This is a genomic window from Trinickia fusca (assembly GCF_003628145.1).
Taxonomy (GTDB): Bacteria; Pseudomonadota; Gammaproteobacteria; order Burkholderiales; family Burkholderiaceae; genus Trinickia; species Trinickia fusca.
Map to the genome: position 1 here is coordinate 118,417 of NZ_RBZV01000007.1, position 17,588 is coordinate 136,004.

16 protein-coding genes are annotated in these 17,588 nt (G+C 62.7%); 12 read left to right on the top strand and 4 right to left on the bottom strand.

The window, feature by feature from the left end; translation table 11 throughout:
- Position 1 precedes the first annotated feature (1 nt).
- From D7S89_RS17305 to D7S89_RS17315, 3 genes are all read left to right on the top strand, one after another.
- Positions 2-994 carry an ABC transporter ATP-binding protein gene (locus D7S89_RS17305; RefSeq protein WP_121279192.1) on the top strand — a complete coding sequence of 331 codons (993 nt, stop codon included), beginning with the start codon at positions 2-4 and terminating at the stop codon, positions 992-994.
- Positions 994-2,034 (top strand): ABC transporter ATP-binding protein, encoded by a 1,041-nt coding sequence (locus tag D7S89_RS17310; protein WP_121279194.1) that lies wholly within the window; start codon positions 994-996, stop codon positions 2,032-2,034. Before D7S89_RS17305 ends, D7S89_RS17310 begins: the two co-directional genes overlap by 1 nt.
- A gap of 226 nt (positions 2,035-2,260) precedes the next feature.
- The gene (locus tag D7S89_RS17315; protein WP_121279196.1) at positions 2,261-3,778 is read left to right on the top strand and encodes an OprD family outer membrane porin; all 1,518 of its coding nucleotides are present in this window, start codon (positions 2,261-2,263) and stop codon (positions 3,776-3,778) included.
- A gap of 74 nt (positions 3,779-3,852) precedes the next feature.
- Here the strand turns inward: D7S89_RS17315 and D7S89_RS17320 are convergent, their stop codons facing one another.
- Both D7S89_RS17320 and D7S89_RS17325 read right to left on the bottom strand, forming a co-directional pair.
- On the bottom strand, positions 3,853-4,098 hold the full coding sequence (locus tag D7S89_RS17320) for a hypothetical protein (RefSeq protein ID WP_121279198.1): 246 nt from the start codon (positions 4,096-4,098) through the stop codon (positions 3,853-3,855).
- A gap of 258 nt (positions 4,099-4,356) precedes the next feature.
- Positions 4,357-4,926, bottom strand: a complete 570-nt coding sequence (locus D7S89_RS17325) for a TetR/AcrR family transcriptional regulator (RefSeq protein WP_121279200.1) — start codon at positions 4,924-4,926, stop codon at positions 4,357-4,359.
- A gap of 412 nt (positions 4,927-5,338) precedes the next feature.
- Between D7S89_RS17325 and D7S89_RS17330 the strand changes: the two genes are divergently transcribed.
- Together D7S89_RS17330 and D7S89_RS28180 are read left to right on the top strand one after the other, a co-directional pair.
- A complete protein-coding gene (locus D7S89_RS17330; protein WP_121279202.1) occupies positions 5,339-5,968 on the top strand; it encodes a J domain-containing protein in 630 nt (209 codons plus the stop codon).
- 310 nt (positions 5,969-6,278) lie between these two features.
- Positions 6,279-7,895 (top strand): methyl-accepting chemotaxis protein, encoded by a 1,617-nt coding sequence (locus D7S89_RS28180; protein ID WP_121279204.1) that lies wholly within the window; start codon positions 6,279-6,281, stop codon positions 7,893-7,895.
- Positions 7,896-7,957: 62 nt separating this feature from the next.
- Here the strand turns inward: D7S89_RS28180 and D7S89_RS17340 are convergent, their stop codons facing one another.
- Positions 7,958-9,361, bottom strand: a complete 1,404-nt coding sequence (locus tag D7S89_RS17340) for a GntP family permease (protein ID WP_121279206.1) — start codon at positions 9,359-9,361, stop codon at positions 7,958-7,960.
- Between the two features lie 355 nt (positions 9,362-9,716).
- On the opposite strand from D7S89_RS17340, the gene D7S89_RS17345 reads away from it, so the two are divergent.
- The 6 genes from D7S89_RS17345 to D7S89_RS17370 all read left to right on the top strand — a co-directional run bounded on the left by D7S89_RS17345 (position 9,717) and on the right by D7S89_RS17370 (position 14,691).
- Positions 9,717-11,189, top strand: coding sequence for a sigma-54 interaction domain-containing protein (locus D7S89_RS17345; protein WP_121279208.1), 1,473 nt, complete (start codon positions 9,717-9,719; stop codon positions 11,187-11,189).
- Positions 11,190-11,192: 3 nt separating this feature from the next.
- Complete coding sequence (locus D7S89_RS17350) at positions 11,193-11,567, top strand: hypothetical protein (protein WP_147426697.1); 375 nt, start codon at positions 11,193-11,195, stop codon at positions 11,565-11,567.
- A gap of 74 nt (positions 11,568-11,641) precedes the next feature.
- Positions 11,642-11,932: an H-NS histone family protein gene (locus D7S89_RS17355; protein WP_121279212.1), complete on the top strand. Its 291-nt coding sequence runs from the start codon at positions 11,642-11,644 to the stop codon at positions 11,930-11,932.
- Positions 11,933-12,043: 111 nt separating this feature from the next.
- Positions 12,044-13,321 (top strand): NupC/NupG family nucleoside CNT transporter, encoded by a 1,278-nt coding sequence (locus D7S89_RS17360; protein ID WP_121279214.1) that lies wholly within the window; start codon positions 12,044-12,046, stop codon positions 13,319-13,321.
- A gap of 12 nt (positions 13,322-13,333) precedes the next feature.
- Positions 13,334-13,717, top strand: coding sequence for a cytidine deaminase (locus D7S89_RS17365; protein WP_121279216.1), 384 nt, complete (start codon positions 13,334-13,336; stop codon positions 13,715-13,717).
- Complete coding sequence (locus tag D7S89_RS17370) at positions 13,714-14,691, top strand: nucleoside hydrolase (RefSeq protein WP_121279218.1); 978 nt, start codon at positions 13,714-13,716, stop codon at positions 14,689-14,691. The genes D7S89_RS17365 and D7S89_RS17370 overlap by 4 nt, the downstream gene beginning before the upstream one ends.
- A 36-nt stretch (positions 14,692-14,727) precedes the next feature.
- On the opposite strand, the gene D7S89_RS17375 is transcribed toward D7S89_RS17370, so the two are convergent.
- Positions 14,728-15,078, bottom strand: coding sequence for a cupin domain-containing protein (locus D7S89_RS17375; RefSeq protein ID WP_121279479.1), 351 nt, complete (start codon positions 15,076-15,078; stop codon positions 14,728-14,730).
- A 430-nt stretch (positions 15,079-15,508) separates the two neighbouring features.
- Here D7S89_RS17375 and D7S89_RS17380 point away from each other — a divergent pair, with 430 nt between their 5' ends.
- The gene (locus D7S89_RS17380; RefSeq protein ID WP_121279220.1) at positions 15,509-17,512 is read left to right on the top strand and encodes a collagenase; all 2,004 of its coding nucleotides are present in this window, start codon (positions 15,509-15,511) and stop codon (positions 17,510-17,512) included.
- The last annotated feature ends 76 nt before the right edge of the window (positions 17,513-17,588 follow it).

Below are 17,588 nucleotides of genomic sequence, written 5' to 3' on the forward strand. Positions count from 1 at the left end.
CATGGCTCTACTCGAAGTCGAACAGTTGAGCGTGCGCTTTACGCGCCGCGATGGGCCGCCCGTGCAGGCGGTCGACGATGTGTCTTTCGCGCTCGAGGCGGGCCGTACGCTCGGCATCGTCGGCGAGTCGGGCTCGGGCAAGAGCCAGACGGTGCTTGCGCTGCTCGGGCTGCTCGCGTCGAATGCCACAGTCGGCGGCAAGGCTCGCTACGAGGGACAAGACTTGCTCGTGATGCATCGGCGCGCGCTGAACACCTTGCGCGGCAACCGCATCGCCATCGTCTTTCAGGATCCGATGACCTCGCTCAATCCGTTCCTCACGATCGAACGACAAATGACCGAGCCGTTGCAACTGCATCGCAAGATGTCGCGGCGCGAGGCACGCAAGCGCGCGATCGAAGCGCTCGAACGCGTGCACATTCCCGACGCCGCGCGCCGCATCGGCATGTATCCGCATGAGTTCTCGGGCGGCATGCGTCAGCGCGTGACGATCGCCATGGCGCTCGTGACCGAGCCGCGCATTCTGATTGCGGACGAGCCGACGACGGCGCTCGACGTGACCGTGCAGGCGCAGATCGTCGATCTGTTGCGCGAGCTGAACCGCGAGCGCGATACGGCAATCATCCTGATCACCCATGACATGGGCGTGGTGGCGGGGCTGTGTGACGACGTGATGGTGATGTATGCGGGCCGCACGGTCGAGCAGGCGAGTGCGGCGCAGTTGTTCGCGTCTCCTACGCATCCGTACACGATCGGCCTCATGAATGCGCTGCCGCGCCTTGACGATGCCGGCGATGCGCCGCTCGTCACGATCGCGGGCAACCCGCCGATGCCTGGCGAGGCGCCAGCCGGTTGTGCGTTCGCCAAGCGTTGCCCTTATGCGCAGGATCGCTGCACCGGCACGCGTCCAACGCTTCAGGCGTGGGGCGGGCAGTCGGGCTCGCTGCGCGCTTGCCACCGCCCCGTCGCCGTTATTGCGGAGGAGATTCGTTGATGAACCCGCAGCAAGACCCTGCGCGCACCTCGCACGACAAGACGTTGCTGACGGTGCGCGATTTGAAAGTGCATTTTCCTGTGAAGCGCGACGCAGGGCCTTGGGCCGTTTGGCGGCACAAGGCGTTGCTGCGCGCGGTCGATGGTGTGAGCTTCGAGGTGCGCCGCGGCGAGACCGTCGGTCTCGTCGGCGAATCGGGCTGCGGCAAGTCCACGCTGGCCCGCGCGATCGTCGGGCTGGCGCCGGTCACGAGCGGCAGCATCCGCTGGCTGGGCATGGAAACCGTGTACGGTGCGAGCCGGCCCGCGCCAGAGATGGCACGCCTGCGTCAGCGTGTGCAGATGATCTTTCAAGACCCGCTCGCGTCGCTCGATCCGCGCATGACGATCGAGCGCATCGTGGCCGAACCGCTCGTCACGCATCGGTCCGACATGAGCCGCGACGAAGTGCGTACGCGCGTGCGCACGATGCTCGAGCGTGTGGGCTTGAATGCGCATCATCTGGCGCGCTATCCGCATGAGTTTTCGGGCGGGCAGTGCCAACGTATCGGTATCGCGCGGGCACTGATTGCGGAGCCGCAACTCGTCATCTGCGATGAGCCTGTCTCTGCACTCGATGTGTCGATTCAGGCGCAGATCGTCAATCTGCTGCGCGATTTGCAGCGCGAGCTGTCGTTGTCGATGCTGTTCGTGGCGCATGACCTGGCCGTCGTCAAGGCGATCAGCGCTCGTGTGCTCGTGATGTATCTCGGGCGGGTGATGGAGTTCGGCGAGCGGCGTGACATCTACGACGCGCCTCAGCATCCCTATACGCGGGCCTTGCTGTCGGCCGTGCCGATCCCCGACCCCTCGCTCGAGCGTGCCCGTGCACGCGTACTGCTGCACGGCGATTTGCCCTCGCCGCTCGAGCCGCCGTCCGGCTGTGTCTTTCGCACGCGCTGCCCCGAAGCGATCGAGGCATGCGCGGCGGTCGTGCCCACCCTCGAGGTGCGCGGCAACCCCATGAGCTGCGTCGCCTGCATTCGAGCAGGCGCGGGTTGACGTAAGGCACCCGCCGACGCGAGGCGTCCGCTGACGTAAGGCACGCGCTAATCCCCAGGCGCGTGCAGGCGCGCCTCCCCCCTTCGCAGTGACCGGTTCTATCGGTGCGGCTCGAGCCGCGCCGAGGGAAACGTTCGTCCGCTTCTTTCGTGCGGACGAACGCGGACGTTCGCCGCTCGGCAAGCGGCGAACGGTGTTCATTCACACCTCAAAAGCAGAGACTTCCATGCACAAAAACAACTCGTGCGCCGCGCAATCGCGGCGCTTGGCGTTGAGCCTCGGTCTTCCCGTTCTTGCAGGTACTACGTTCGTTGCACAGGCACAGGAAGCACCGCCCGCTCCACCTACGCAGTTTGTGACGACCCCCGCAACCGCGCCCACGCCGACACCCACACCGGGCCAGGTGCGCCCAGGCACCAAGCTCGCGCAGGAAGCGACGACGCCGAGCGGGGTCATCACGACCGAATCGACCCTCGCGCCGAAACCGCCCGCGCCGCGTTCGAGCCAGGCGCAAAGCAAAGGGCTCGTCGCCGATAGTCATTTGAACCTGGAGTTCCGCAATTACACCGATTACTTTCACAGCGTCGGCTCCAATCACCGGCATGCTTGGGTGCTGGGGCTGCAGGCGAACTTCGAATCGGGCTTCACGCAAGGGCCGATCGGCTTCGGTGCCGACGCGTCGTTGTTCGGCGCGTTCAAGCTCGATGGCGGCGTCGGCGCACGCAACATGGTGCACGTCGGCAAGGACGGCGGCGGCTCGAATCAACTCGCGTGGGGCTACCCGGGGCGCTACGACGTGAAGGCACGCGTCTCGGAGACGGTCCTCAAGTACGGTTTGCAGGACGTCTACAATCCGTTCCTCGAGCCGCACGACAACCGTGCGTTGCCACCGACGTTCCTCGGCGCATCGGTGTTGAGCCGCGAAGTCGAGCACCTGGCGCTGCAGGCGGGCACGTTCACGAAGGTCAATGCGCGCGGGCACACGAATCTGACTGACATGACGACGTCATATGGTGGTGTGTCGTTCAAGCGGCTCAGTTATGTGGGCGGCACGTGGGACTACTCGCCCGACGGCTCGTTGTCGCTGTACGCCGATCAAGCCGACGATGTGTGGCGCCAATACTATGGCTCGATTCAGCACAGCATCGGCCGTGTCGACTCGGTGCGGCTGACCGGCTTCGGCAACCTCTACTCCACGCACGACACGGGTTCCTCGCTGCAAGGGCCGATCGACAACAATGCGTACAGCTTGTCGCTTCAAGCACAGCACGGGCCACATGCGCTGCTCGTCGGCTACCAGAAGATTTTCGGAGATCAGTTCTTCGATTACGTCAACGAGACGGCCGGTGTCTACCTCGTGAACTCGATGGACGTCGATTACAACGCGCCGCATGAACAATCGCTGCAATTGCGCTACACGTTCGACGGCAAATATGCGGGACTGCCGGGTTTTTCGGCGATGGTGTGGGGGCAGCAGGGGTGGGGTAGCGACGGTTCGGCATTCGCCAATCGCTTCGGCCCGAATGGTCCGGCCTTCAGCTCGATCTACTTCAAGAACGGCCAGCCCGTGCACGGAAGGCATCACGAGTTCGGCTTCATTCCGTCATACGTCGTGCAGAGCGGCCGCTTCAAGAACGCGAAGGTGACGGTCATCGCGGAGTGGCACGTCGGCTCGGCCTATACGTCCGATAGCGGGAATCAGGAATACCGTGTGTTCGTGACAGTGCCGTTTAGTGTGTTCTGAAGCGGTTCCGACGCGCTCGCGGCCGGCAGGTAATGCGGCCGTGAGCGCAAGATGAAGAAATTGTGTCAGCGTGTTCAGCGTGCGTGCTGCTCGCCAGGCAATTCCGCGCCGTGTGCGCGGATGGCCGCGATCAACTCCGCAGGCGTGATTTCGTAGCGCACCTCGCGATGGATGCCTGGCTTGCGTTCGTCGACTTCGATCAGAAGAATGCTCTTGCCGTCTTCTGTCGTCTCAAGCCGTAGCGAACGCACCTCGCGGCCGCTCGCATCGTCGATTTCGGTGAGCAGGGTCATGGCCCCGGAAGAACGGGTGGTGCGCATCGAACGTATCCTCGAGTCGTGATTGAAGCGATTGTAGGGCCTACAGATTCTTACGTCTGTCGTCCGGCGCGCATAGTGCGGTAGGCCGCACCCAAAGGCAGGCGAGACGTGCGTAGACCCTTGACGTTCTGGTGAGTGTAACGCGATCTCCGGCGTCGTCCGCGGCCTTTTTAAGGTGCGCGAACAGCGCGATGCCGTCAGCCGGCGTCGCGCCTCGGGTACTCCCGTATTTCCTCACCATGCACGTGCAGCGAATGCTCAGGCGCAGTGCACCCGCTCGTTTTCGATCAAGGCCTGGGCCATTTCCCAGGCATCGCGTGCCGCGTCGACACGCCCGCTCAACTGACGGGCAAGCGTCGCGCCGTCGAGCAGGAGCGCACAGCGGCGCGCAAGCCGTTCGGCTGTTTCGGCGTCGAAGCGCTCGCCAAGGATGCGTTCTATCTGATGGACGAAGGCGTGCCGCTGGGCGGCCGAGGTGGCAAGAATTTCGTTCTCCTCGGCATGGAATTCGGCTGCGGCATGAATGAACATGCTGCCCGTGAACGCTTCGGAGTGGAACCACGTGTCGTGCCACTGGAAGATCGCATGCAGTTTCTCGAGCGCGTCGGAATGCGCCGCTGCTGCTGCTGCGAGACCCGCTGTCAACGCCGCGCCCTGTTCGTTCAGCACTTCTACGACGAGTCGACTTTTCGACGGAAAGTGCTTGTACATCGTCATTTTCGCCACGCGCGATTCGGCGATGATCCGATCGATTCCAACGGCGTGAAACCCGAATCGTGAAAATAGCCGGGTGGCGGTTTCGATCAGCGCTTTCTTTTTTTCGCTCATTTAGAGGCCCGCTTCTATGTGGAAGTTATGTGTTGTCGCGTCGAAACCCGCGTGCCGGGATATTTTCTTCGAAAAAAAAGACAGCTTTCAAAGGAAAAGTTTCGGCGGCAAGCGACTCCGGCAGCCCACGGCGCAGTCTCTCAATGCGCTGAGGCGTTCCGAAGTTTTGTAATTCAAATCGAACCGCGCCATGAAATCAAGCCCCCTGGTATTTATCTGGAGACGAACCTTCGGATATTGGCCGGGCTATGCCCTATGGATTCGATTCCAGGGGGAACCTGTCAAATGACTGACAACCGTCGAAAACGAGCTGCCGTTGTCCGTCGCGTGCCCGTTCGTTGCTCGAGGTTGCCGGGCCCGCGTGCGGTGCTAGCATCGATCCCGATGCCACTTCTCCTCTCGCGGAGCAACGATGGACACACTGTATGACATGCTCGGTGTGCATGAGGATGCCACCCAGGAGCAGATCAAGCGGGCGTATCGCAAAGCGGCGATGAAGTTTCATCCCGACCGCAATGTCGGGCGCGAGGCCGAGGCACACGCCGCGTTTCAGCAAATCAAGGACGCCTACGCGATTTTGTCAGACTTGGAGCAGCGGCGCATCTACGACGAGGTGTTCGCCGAGGAGATGGCTCGTCTCGAACGCCATCGCGAAGAGGCGCGCGCGAAGGAGGAAGCGCATTACGCGCAGATGGTCGCGCTTGCGATGCGGTTCGCCGAGCGCGACTACAACCGCGATGTCGTCTTCGGCGTATTGCTTGGGCGCGACTGCGAGCTCGAGCTTGCCGGGCGCATTGCCGACGGCGTGGCCGCATGGCGCGCGACGCACCAGGCCGAACAAGACGCGGCACGAACCGAGGCTGAGGCACAGGAGTCCGAAGTGTCAGCGAAGGATCGCAGAGCCGTCGCGCACGAAACCGACCACGAGCTTGCTGCGAGCGAAGCGCAAAACGAGTCAGCCGAAGCCGCTCCGGAAGCGGCGCCGACCCATGCGGGCTTGTTCGGCGCGTGGTGGCATGGGCTCTTCGGCTTGCGCTCCTAGACGCGAACGCCGCACCTGGCCGAGCGCGCGAAGGTGCGGCAAAGCACAAAAAAATACAAAAAATATCTCTTTTCAAAATCCTTTCGTAATGCTTGGAAATGTTTGAATAGTCGTTGTGCATCAATGGCTTGCGGTGCATTGCCGCAGTGCGGCAAAGGTGTGCAAACGAAGCGCATTTATCGCCATCTACGTAATTCTTATTAAAGAAGAGACGCTAATTGCCGAATAACCGTGGGGCGCTTGGTCGTACGCGTGACCCCGCTAGTTCAGGACGTGCCTCCCGTAGTCAACACCAATAACGGAGCTCAGGATGTTGTCTCTTAGAAACATGAAGGTCGTGACCCAGCTGTTGCTGGGTTTTGCTGTCGTCATCGCCCTGCTCGTGATGCTGGGTGGATTCTGTCTGTATGAGATCAGTGTCGAGAACGGCCACGTCACGCAGCTGCGCGATAACTGGCTGCCCGCGGTTCGTGCCAGCCTGCAGATGCAGGGCGCCTTGCGCACCATGCGTATCGGGGAATATCACGCGGGCAATGCGAGCTCGCAGGCCGAATTCGAGGCCGCCAACGCCGGCACCGAAGCCGCCATCGACACTTACCACGCCGCGGCGGCCGATTATGAAAAGCGGATGGTCGAGCCCGACGAAAAGGCCACCTACGCCGACATTCAGCAATTGATCGGCCCGTACATCGATTCCGATCGCGAGGTGCGGCAACTCGAGAAGGAGCATCGTCAGGCGGATGCATTCGCGTTGCTCGACGGCCGTGCATACCAGCTGCGCAAGGGCATCGAGCGCGACATTCAAACGTTGGTCGCGCTCGCCGAGAAGGCGGCCGTGCGCGAGGGCGAAGCCGCCGAGCGCGCCTATGCGCATGCCGTTACGCTCGTCATCGTCAGCATCATCGGTGCAGTGGTGGCCGCCTTCGCCATCGCGTTGGCGATCGCGCGAGGCTTCGGCCGGCAATTGGGCGGGGAGCCGCGCGACGCCGTGGCGCTCGCGGGTGCCATCGCAGCCGGTAATCTGCGCGATCACGTGCGCGTGAAAGTGGGTGACCGGTCGAGTCTCATGTACTCGCTCGACGCGATGGAAGAGCAGCTCAGCACCATCGTGACGGGCATCAAGCGCTCGAGCGATTCGATTTCGGTGGCCGCCTCTCAGATTGCGCAGGGCAATGCAGGCCTGGCGCAGCGCACGGAGGAGCAGGCCGCTTTCCTCGAGCAAACGGCCTCGAGCATGGCCGAGCTGACCTCAGCCGTGCGGCACAATGCCGACAGCGCCAAGCAGGCGAGCTCGCTGGCCGCAGAGGCGTCGACGTTCGCGCAGCGCGGCGGCGACGTCGTCGGGCGTGTCGTGCAGACGATGCACGCGATCTCCGATAGCTCGACGCGCATGACAGAAATCATCGGCGTTATCGAAAGCATCGCGTTTCAGACCAACATTCTCGCGTTGAATGCGGCGGTCGAAGCGGCGCGTGCCGGCGAGCAGGGACGCGGCTTCGCCGTGGTCGCGAGCGAAGTGCGCACGCTCGCGCAGCGTAGCGCCACGGCGGCCAGGGAGATCAAGCAGCTGATCGACGAGTCGGCCGAACGCGTCGATGCGGGCGCCGCGCTCGTCACGCAGGCGGGCGGGTCGATTCACGAGATCGTCGAAGCCGTGCATCGGGTGAGCGGGATCATGACCGAGATCTCGTCGGCCACCGACGCGCAGACGAGCGGCATCGAGCAAGTCAACGTCGCTGTCATGCACATGGACGAGGCGACGCAGCGCAATGCTGCGCTTGTGGAAGAAGCCTCGGCTGCGGCACAGTCGATGGCGCAGCAGGCCGAGGTGCTGCATGACGCGGTCGCCGTCTTCAAGCTCGGCGGCAGCGGCACGGCGCCCCAAGCATTGCGCGGCGCACGCGAGCCGAGCTTGCAGATGGCATAAATCGTAAGAATGGCGAAAGGAAAAGCCAGGGCCGCCGCTGTGTCGGGCGGCCCTGGTTGCCGTTAGACGAGCCCAGTCGCGTAGTAGACGGCGATCACGAAGAACACGGCGAGCGTCTTGATCATCGTCACCGCGAAGATGTCGCGGTACGACTCGCGGTGCGTGAGCCCCGTCACGGCAAGCAGCGTGATGACGGCGCCGTTGTGCGGCAGCGTGTCCATGCCGCCGCTCGCCATGGCGACGACGCGGTGCAGAACGTCCATCGGGATATGCGCGGCAGCGGCGTTCTTGATGAACGCATCGGACATGGCCGCGAGCGCGATGCTCATGCCGCCCGAGGCCGAGCCCGTGATGCCGGCCAGGGAGCTGACGGAGACGGCCGCATTCACGAGCGGGTTCGGAATGCTCTTCAACGCATCGCCGACGACGAGAAAGCCCGGCAATGCCGCCACCACACCACCGAAGCCGTACTCCGATGCCGTGTTCATCGACGCGAGCAGTGCGCCCGCGACGGCGCCCTTCGTGCCAGCGGCGAAACGTTCGCGCACGCGGCCGAACGCCGTGATGACCACCAATAGAATGCCGGCCAGCAGAGCGCCTTCGACGGACCACACGGCCACTACCGACTTGATCGTTGCCGTGACGGGCGCATGCACGCCAGGCAGCACGTCAGGGGCGACGCTGTAGGTCCCGACGCCGTACCACTGCGGGATCAGCTTCGTCAGCGCGAAGTTCGCGACGCCGACCAGCACGAGCGGCGTGATGGCCACGAGCGGATGGGGCAGCGTGGTCGTGGCGACGCGCTCGGGTTCGTTCACGAGCGACGTGCCGTAGCCTTCGCCTTTGGCGAGGGCGGCGCGGCGGCGCCACTCGAGGTACGAGAGGCCCACGATGACGATGAACACCGAGCCGATCGTGCCGAGCGCGGGCGCGGCCCAGCCCGTCGTCTTGAAGAACGCGCTCGGAATGATGTTCTGGATCTGCGGCGTGCCGGGCAGCGAATCCATCGTGAACGAGAACGCGCCGAGCGCGATGGCGCCCGGCATCAGCCGCTTCGGAATGTCGCTTTGACGATAGAGCTCGGCCGCGAACGGGTAGACCGCGAACACGACGACGAACAGCGAAACGCCGCCGTAAGTGAGCAGCGCGCAGACGGCGACGATGACGGCATTGGCCCGCGAGCGGCCGATATAGCGGATGGCGGCCGCGACGATCGCCTCGGAAAAGCCGGCCAGTTCGACGACCTTTCCGAATACGGCGCCGAGCAGGAATACGGGGAAATACAGTTTGACGAAGCCGACCATCTTTTCCATGAAGATGCCCGAGAAGACGGGCGCGACGGCCGCCGGTTCGGTCAGCAGCACCGCGCCGAGCGCGGCCACCGGTGCGAACAGGATGACGCTGTAGCCGCGATACGCGGCGAACATCAGGAATGCCAATGCGGCAAGAACGATGACAAAAGACATTGGGTCTCCGTGTTGTGTTTTTTGCTTGCAAGCCAACGCGTGCGATTGACGCAAGGGTTCGGCTTCGCAGTTTTCATGCCACGCGCATCGCAAGCCTGCTGCGGCAAGGCCCGCGGGCGATGTGCGGCGATGGCGCAGACAAAAAGTAACGCATGCGGCAGCGAATTGTCTCCGTAAAGAGACTGAATGTCGTTGCATGGTTGGAATGACTATCTTTCTAAATTGACAATAAAAGACTTTTTGCTTCATCTCCGTAGTGAGATATGCTGTCTCAATTCGTAGATTTGGGCGGAAATCCAGTGCCGAGCGGGCGCGAATCCGCGACATGAAAAAGACATACGGAGACACCTGATCGATGAAAAACGACTGGGCTGGTCTGCCTGCCGAATACGGCGTCGTTTTGCGGCGGGCATTGGATTCGTTATTCGAAGCATTCGAGAATTTCAGCGAGGGCACGCTGATCGTCGATGCCGATGCACGCATCGTCTGGATCAACGAGCGCTATGCGGCGCGCTTCGGTTTTACCGACGCGCAACAGGCGATCGGCCGCGATTGCGAGGCCGTGATCCCCAACAGCCTCATGCGCGAGGTGGTGCAGACAGGCAAGCCGATTCTGCTCGATGTGCTCGAAAACGGTCGCGAGCCGCTCGTCGTCACGCGCTTGCCGCTGAAGGACGATAGCGGCACGACGGTCGGCGCGGTCGGCTTTGCGCTGTTCGACGAGATGCAAGCGCTGACGCCGCTGTTTTCGCACTACTCGCGCGTGCAGCAGGAATTGATCGCCGCACGCCAGTCCCTCGCGCAGGCGCGCCGCGCCAAGTACACGCTGGCGAGTTTCATCGGCACGAACGCTTCTACGCTCGAAGTCAAACGCCAGGCGCGGCGGGCGGCCCGCGTCGATTCGCCGGTTCTGGTGCTCGGCGAAACGGGTACGGGCAAGGAGCTGCTCGCGCATGCGATCCACGGCACGTCGGCGCGCGCGAACGAGCCGCTCGTCACGGTCAACGTCGCGGCCATTCCCGACACACTGCTCGAAGTCGAATTCTTTGGCGCCGCACCGGGCGCTTATACGGGCATCGAGCGGCGCGGACGCGTGGGCAAGTTCGAGCTCGCGCACGGCGGCACGCTGTTTCTCGACGAAATCGGCGATATGCCGCTGCCGTTGCAAGGCAAGCTCTTGCGGGTACTGCAAGATCAGGAGTTCGAACCTCTTGGCTCGAACCGTATCGTCCGTACCGATGTGCGCATCGTCGCGGCGACCTCCGCCGATCTGCCGGCGCTCGTGGCGGCAGGCCGCTTCCGTGCAGACCTTTTCTATCGGCTCAACGTATTGACGATTCATGCGCCGCCGCTGCGCGAACGTCGCGCCGACATCGAGGCGCTGGCCTACGCGATTCTGGAAGAATTGTCCGCGCCAGGACGAGGCGGGCACGGCCGGCACCTCGAGCTGCACGACGATGCGCTGCGCATGCTTGCCGCACACGATTGGCCCGGCAACGTGCGCGAGCTGCGCAATACCCTCGAGCGCGCGGTCATGCTGTCGGACAGCGAATGCATCGACGCGCGCATGCTGGCGCCGTTCATCGGCTTCCGGTCGTTACCGGGTTCCGCGCCGTCCCCGGGCATGCAAGCCGAAGCGTCGACCGTAGGCGATGCGCACGTGCCGCACGGTGATTCGTATGCGCAGGCACTGGCCGATTTCGAACGGCGCTTTCTGGCCGATGCGATTCGCGCCGCGGGCGGACGCGTGGCCGAGGCTGCCGCCCGAATGGGCATTGGGCGCGCCACGCTATATAAAAAGATTGCAGCTTTGGGGGTAGCGGTTTAAAGAATGGACAAAGTGAAGGGGCAAAGCAATCGCGGTAAGGACGTCTGCATGGCATACTCCGGCCATTCGAAAAAGAACGGGAAAGCAGAAGGAGTCCTTTCGATGAGGCATACGCTTTTGTCCAAACTTTGCAACGGCCGCACCGGCTTGTGGCTCGCGGCCGCGGCCGGCTTTGCGATGCTGGCCGGCTGCGGCGCCAGCGCGCCGCTGTTTACCGGCGACGGGCGGCCGACTACGCTTGTTCAATGTCCGGAACAGGGACCCTGGGATACCTGCATGCAAAATGCTCGTGGCATTTGCCAGGGCGAAGTCGACGTCGTTCGCCAAACGGTCGAAGGCGGCGCGCGTAACCTGCTTTTTGCATGCCGGGCCAAGTAGGATTGCACTTTCGCGGACATTGGCAGTCCCAGCAGTATTGATCGGATCGGCAATCACCACGGAGGCAATTTTTTATGGCGACGTATAAGCAGCTTACCGAGCAGTTAGCAAAGGTGCAGGCGCAGATGGAAGCGGCGCGCGAGAAGGAAGTGACCGCCACCATCGAGCAGATCAAGCAGCAAATCGCCGAATACGGCATTACGGCCGAGGAACTCGGCTTCGCGGCCAAGCGTGCAAGCGCATCGAAGTCGCAGGGCTTGCCGCCGAAGTACCGCAACCCCAAGACGGGGCAAACATGGAGCGGCCGTGGTCGCGTGCCGGCCTGGATTGGCAGCCGGCGCGAAAAATTCCTGATCCAAGAGTAAAAACGACATACACGCTTTTGCGCCGGGCGAATCGTTAATTGAACAATTTCGCTCGGCACCGGTTTCGTTTAGCATCGCACCCATTTGTCCACCATTCCAATCGATAAAGACATGGGATTGATCGTACGAAACCTCCTGGGGATGGTCGTTCTGCTGCTGATCGCTTTCGCCTTTTCGACTAACCGGCGCGCGATTCGTCCACGCACGGTCGTGGCGGCGCTCATTGCCCAGATCAGCATCGGCGCTTTCATTCTGTTCGTGCCGGTCGGCAAGACCGTTCTGGCCGACTTGGCTGCCGGCGTCAATCACGTGCTCGAATATGGCAATGCCGGTATCGAATTCGTGTTCGGCGGCCTCGTGCAATCGAAGATGTTCGAGCTGTTCGGCTCGGGCGGCTTCGTCTTCGCCGCGCGCGTGCTGCCCGCCATCATCTTCGTGACGGCATTCATTTCGGTGCTCTATTACCTCGGCATCATGCGCTGGATCGTGCTCGTGCTCGGCACGTTGTTTCAGTGGCTGCTCGGCGTATCGAAGCTCGAATCGTTCTCGGCCGTGAGCACCATCTTCCTCGGGCAAAGCGAAATGCCGGCTGTCGTGAAGCCGTTTGCGCGCGACATGACGGGCGCGGAGCTGTTCGCCGTGATGTCGAGCGGCATGGCTGCCGTGGCGGGCTCGGTGCTCGCCGGCTATGCGGGCCTCGGCGTGCGCATGGAATACCTGCTCGCGGCGTCGTTCATGGCCGTACCGGGCGGCTTGCTGTTCGCGAAGATCATTCATCCGACCACCGAGCCCAGCCGCGTGAAACTCGAGAACCTGAGCTTCGACGAACGCCGGCCGGCGAACGTCATCGAAGCGGCGAGCTCGGGTGCGGCAGTCGGCCTCAAGATCGCGGTGATGGTGGGGGCGATGCTGATCGCATTCGTTGGTCTCATCGCACTGCTGAACGGTATCGTCGGCGGGATCGGCGGATGGTTCGGCCAACCGCAGTTGTCGATGCAATCGGTGCTCGGCACCGTATTTGCGCCGCTCGCTTACTTGATCGGCGTGCCGTGGAACGAGGCCGCGATTGCGGGCAACTTCCTCGGGCAGAAGATCATCCTCAACGAGTTCGTGGCCTACGCCTCGCTCTCGCCGTACCTCAAGGACCCCGCGGCCGTAGCCGCAGCCGGCCTGCAAGTGCTCGATCCGCGCACGCTCGCGATCGTTTCGTTTGCACTGTGCGGCTTTGCGAACTTCGCCTCGATCGCCGTGCTCACGGGCGGTTTTAGCGCCGTCGCACCCGAGCGGCGGGCTGAAGTCGCCCGTCATGGGATGCGCGTCGTGCTTGCCGCGACGCTGTCGAATCTGATGAGCGCGACGATCGCAGGCATGTTCCTGACGCTTCATTAAAGAGAATTCGCGATGGATAACTTACTGAATAGCGCGCGCGAAGCGCGTGAAAAGGCGTATGCGCCGTATTCGAACTTTCAAGTTGGCGCGGCGCTGCTGGCCAACGATGGACGAGTCTTTCATGGCTGCAATGTCGAGAACGCGTCATATGGCCTTTGCAATTGCGCCGAACGTACCGCGTTTTTCAGCGCAATCGCAGCTGGCTATCGACGCAACGACTTCGCTGCGCTCGCCGTCATCGGCAATACCGATGGCCCCATTGCGCCGTGCGGGGCATGTCGTCAGGTCATGATCGAATTGGGCGGCCCCGAGCTGCGCGTGCTGCTCGGCAATCTGCAGGGCACGACGCGCGAGACGACGGCGCGCGAACTGTTGCCGGAGGCGTTTTACCTGTGAGTCAGCACAAGGTCATCTATGACACCGATCCGGGTGTCGACGACGCGATGGCGCTCGTCTTTCAGGCGCTGCATGGCGACATCGAACTACTCGGCATAACCAGCGTGTTCGGCAATGCGACGGTCGAGACGACGACGCGCAACGCCTGTTATCTGGCTGCACGTTTTGCGCCGGGCGTCCCGGTTGCGCGCGGGGCGCAAGCGCCGCTCAAGCGTACGGCGCCCGAGCCGCTCGGCTGGATCCACGGCGACGACGGGCTCGGCAATCTCGGCGTCAGCGCCACGCTCGATGGCGAGGCGCGCGCAGCGCTCGATGCGCGTCCGGCCCATCGCTTCATCGTCGATACCGTGCGAGCGTATCCGGGCGAGGTCACGCTGATCGCGGTCGGCCCGCTCACGAACCTCGCGCTCGCGTTGGCCGAGGACCCTCAGGTGGCGACGCTGGTCAAGCAAGTCGTCGTGATGGGCGGCGCCTTCGGTACGGATGGCATTCACGGCAACGTCACGCCGGCCGCCGAGGCGAACATGCTTGGCGATCCCGATGCGGCCGACATCGTGTTCGGCGCGAGCTGGCCCGTGGCGATCGTCGGGCTCGACGTCACGCAGAAGACGATCATGACGACGGACTACCTGGCCGCAATTCGCGATCGTGGCGGCGAGGCAGGGCGTTTCGTCTGGGACGTGTCGCGTCACTACGAGGACTTCCACCGCGCGAGTGCCGAACTCGACGGTATCTACGTACACGATTCGTCGGCGGTGGCCTATGTGCTCGCGCCGCACCTTTATACGACCCGCAGTGGCCCGGTGCGCGCACTGACCGAGGGCATCGCGGTGGGCCATACGGTCCAGAAGCCGGTGAGCTTGACGGTGCCGGCGCCCGACTGGGACGACCGGCCGTCGTGTACGGTGTGCGTCGGCGTCGATACCGAAGCGATGCTCGCGCTGTACGAACGAACGCTGTGCGAGGGTGCGTAGAGGTAGCGATTCGCAGGGCTTGGCGTCGCCGTTCGCTCAGCCGGGTTGAACGGCCACGCCGCCTTGCGGCCCGAAGAACACGACCCACGTGCGAAAGTCGGGCGTAAAGCTTTCGAAGCGATGCTCGACATGGGCCGGCACGAACAGCAGGTCGCCGGCCTTGAATTCGCATCGCTCGGTGCCGCGCCGAAACACGCCCGAGCCCGACGAGACGATGTAGAGCTCGTCGCGCGTATGCGGCTTCTGTGTGTCTTCACCACGTGGGGCGAACAGTTCGATCGAGACGTCGCCGCGCTCGAACAGCACGGCAAACGGTAGCGGAAGCTCCGTCAGCGAGCGTGCGGCGACAGTCTCGTCAATACGGATGATGTCGTTCGGAATGGCCATCGTCATGTCTCACAGTGTGGGGTAAGTGCCACATTGTGCGCACTTTATCGTGTAAACCGACAGGTACAGGTGCCGTCGGCAGGGGCATGCCAATCTCGACAATCCTGAAAACTCTCACCTTCGCGGCTGCGCGGTACCTCAATCGATCGGCGCAAGCCTTATCAGATGGGACTGACAGCCGTTTCGACGCGGCTTTTTCCACGCCTTCCCGAAAACCCTCACCTTTTGCCACTTTCGTCGCGCAGACACCAGAAAGCGTGAGCGAGCGACGTTAATTAGGTTCCCTAAACCTATTACTTCAAGTAGTTGTCCCTCCCCTTTTGGGTGGCTACGGTTGCGCCGTCGATAGGCCGGTTGCGCTTATCGGCGAACCGGTTGCGCCGGCCCAACCGGCGGCAACCTTTTGCGATCTTTAGGAGGGGGCAAACACATGAAGCTTTTGGTTCGTGCACTGCGCCTCGCGGCGCTTTCGATTTCGACGATGTTGATTGCGGCCCATGCCGATGCCTATCCGACACAGGCCACGCCACAGCAGGTAGCGGCACCGTCGCTCAAGGCTTCGCGGGACGTCGGTCTGGCATCGCACGCGGCTCACGTGCCGCCGATGCCGCGCAAGCCGTCGCTGTTGCCGCGCTCGAATGAGGAGTTGTTGTACGACCTGCCACCGTCGAACCGAATGCGGCCTGAATTGCTCCCCCCGGGCGAGCGGCGGCGCGCGCTCGAAGCGGAACTGGCCAAGCATCGCAAGGCAGGGGCCGATTGCCATGACATGAGCGTGCTAGCCGGGTATCAAGGCGCTGCACTGGCTGACTATGTCGCGAACCTGCCCGATTCCGATTGCACGCGGCCGTTGTTCTCGGTGACGGGCTCTCAAGCAGCGACGATCTTCTCGGCCGGCAACCTCGATGCCGTGGCGGCGCGGTTCGCTTCCGAGGGGGCTGCCTACAGCTCGACGAACGGCGTGCTGCTGAACCTGACCGAGTATCTGCGTGCCGCGTATTACGTGGCCTTCAACGGTGGCGTGACGGCGCCGTCGGCGTCGGTCGGCGACACGCTGCGCACGGCGATTACGCAGCTCGTGTCAGGCAACGTGCTGTTCTCGCCGAACCAGACCGCATCCACCACGGCCGGCGAAGTCGTGACGCTGATCACGAACATGCATGACGAAGCGAACTACCTCGATCTGATGAAGCAATGGGTGACGCACTTTACGAACACGCCGACGAATCCCAATGCTGCTGCGGCGCTCGACGATCCGAACGTCGGCTATGGTTTTACGGGCATCCTCAAGGTGTTCTACTACTCGCACTATCGTGATGATGCCTTGCCGAAGATCGAGAATGATCCCTCGTATCCGACGACGCTCTATGGGTTCGTGAGAGGCAACTACCGCCGTTTGCTCAACGACGCGACTGCCAGCTTCCAGTTGAGCCAGGCCGCGACCGAGGCGTTCCGATTCGCGATGCACCCGGCGTTGTTGCCGACCGTCTCGCCGCTGATGAAGGACGCGGTTGCCCATACGAAGATGATGGGCCCCGACCGACTGATTTGGCTTGCCGGGGCTCAGGCGGTCGAGAATTACGACAACGCCAATTGCAGCTACTACGGGACTTGCAACTTCGAGGTGCCGTTGGCTGCGGCGGTGCTATCGAAGAACTATCCATGCTCGAACGGCTTCGTGCGGCTGCGGACCGAGGAGTTGACGGCTGACCAGGCCGCGCAGGCGTGCAATCTTATCGATCTGGAGACGCCGTACTTCCATACGATGCTGAACACGCATCAGGTGCCGGTGGCCGACGATTACAACAAAACGCTCGAAGTGGCCGTGTTTTCAAACAGTACGGAGTACGAAACGTACTCGTCGGTGTTCTTCGGCAACGACACGAACAACGGCGGTGTCTATCTCGAGGGCAATCCGGCTTCACCGACCAACCAGGCGCGTTTCATCGCCTATGAAGCGGACTGGCTGCGTCCGCAGTTCGAGATCTGGAACCTCAAGCACGAGTTCGTGCATTACCTCGACGGTCGCTTCGACATGTACGGCGATTTCACGACCGAGACGCAGGTGCCCGATGTTTGGTACATCGAAGGGCTCGCCGAGTACATCTCGAAGGAGAACGACGATCAGGACGGGATCAATGCGGCCATGACGGGGCAATACAAGCTCAGCGACATCTTCCAGAACACGTACGGCATGGATGATTACGTCAATCGTGCGTATCCCTGGGGGTATATGTCCGTGCGCTTCGTGTTCGAGCGTCACCCTGAAATCCTGGCGACGATCCTGCCGTTGTTCCGCAGCGGTGATTACGCAGGGTACTGGACGTACATGCAGGGCTTGTCGACCGGGCTCGACGCGGAATTCGCGGCATGGGTGCCGACGGTGACGACGGCGGGTACGCCGACGTCGCCGTGGAATCGGCATAGGAAGTAAGCGGGTGGGAGGGCCGGGCTTGCGGGATGGGGCTCGGCCGCTCAGGCTGTTGTGTAAGGCGGTCTGAAAATATTCG

Bases quoted from the DNA above. Each gene is read 5' to 3' on its own strand.
- D7S89_RS17305 (WP_121279192.1), top strand. From the start codon at position 2: ATGGCTCTACTCGAAGTCGAACAGTTGAGCGTGCGCTTTACGCGCCGC.
- D7S89_RS17310 (WP_121279194.1), top strand. From the start codon at position 994: ATGAACCCGCAGCAAGACCCTGCGCGCACCTCGCACGACAAGACGTTG.
- D7S89_RS17315 (WP_121279196.1), top strand. From the start codon at position 2,261: ATGCACAAAAACAACTCGTGCGCCGCGCAATCGCGGCGCTTGGCGTTG.
- D7S89_RS17320 (WP_121279198.1), bottom strand. From the start codon at position 4,098: ATGCGCACCACCCGTTCTTCCGGGGCCATGACCCTGCTCACCGAAATC.
- D7S89_RS17325 (WP_121279200.1), bottom strand. From the start codon at position 4,926: ATGAGCGAAAAAAAGAAAGCGCTGATCGAAACCGCCACCCGGCTATTT.
- D7S89_RS17330 (WP_121279202.1), top strand. From the start codon at position 5,339: ATGGACACACTGTATGACATGCTCGGTGTGCATGAGGATGCCACCCAG.
- D7S89_RS28180 (WP_121279204.1), top strand. From the start codon at position 6,279: ATGTTGTCTCTTAGAAACATGAAGGTCGTGACCCAGCTGTTGCTGGGT.
- D7S89_RS17340 (WP_121279206.1), bottom strand. From the start codon at position 9,361: ATGTCTTTTGTCATCGTTCTTGCCGCATTGGCATTCCTGATGTTCGCC.
- D7S89_RS17345 (WP_121279208.1), top strand. From the start codon at position 9,717: ATGAAAAACGACTGGGCTGGTCTGCCTGCCGAATACGGCGTCGTTTTG.
- D7S89_RS17350 (WP_147426697.1), top strand. From the start codon at position 11,193: ATGGACAAAGTGAAGGGGCAAAGCAATCGCGGTAAGGACGTCTGCATG.
- D7S89_RS17355 (WP_121279212.1), top strand. From the start codon at position 11,642: ATGGCGACGTATAAGCAGCTTACCGAGCAGTTAGCAAAGGTGCAGGCG.
- D7S89_RS17360 (WP_121279214.1), top strand. From the start codon at position 12,044: ATGGGATTGATCGTACGAAACCTCCTGGGGATGGTCGTTCTGCTGCTG.
- D7S89_RS17365 (WP_121279216.1), top strand. From the start codon at position 13,334: ATGGATAACTTACTGAATAGCGCGCGCGAAGCGCGTGAAAAGGCGTAT.
- D7S89_RS17375 (WP_121279479.1), bottom strand. From the start codon at position 15,078: ATGGCCATTCCGAACGACATCATCCGTATTGACGAGACTGTCGCCGCA.
- D7S89_RS17380 (WP_121279220.1), top strand. From the start codon at position 15,509: ATGAAGCTTTTGGTTCGTGCACTGCGCCTCGCGGCGCTTTCGATTTCG.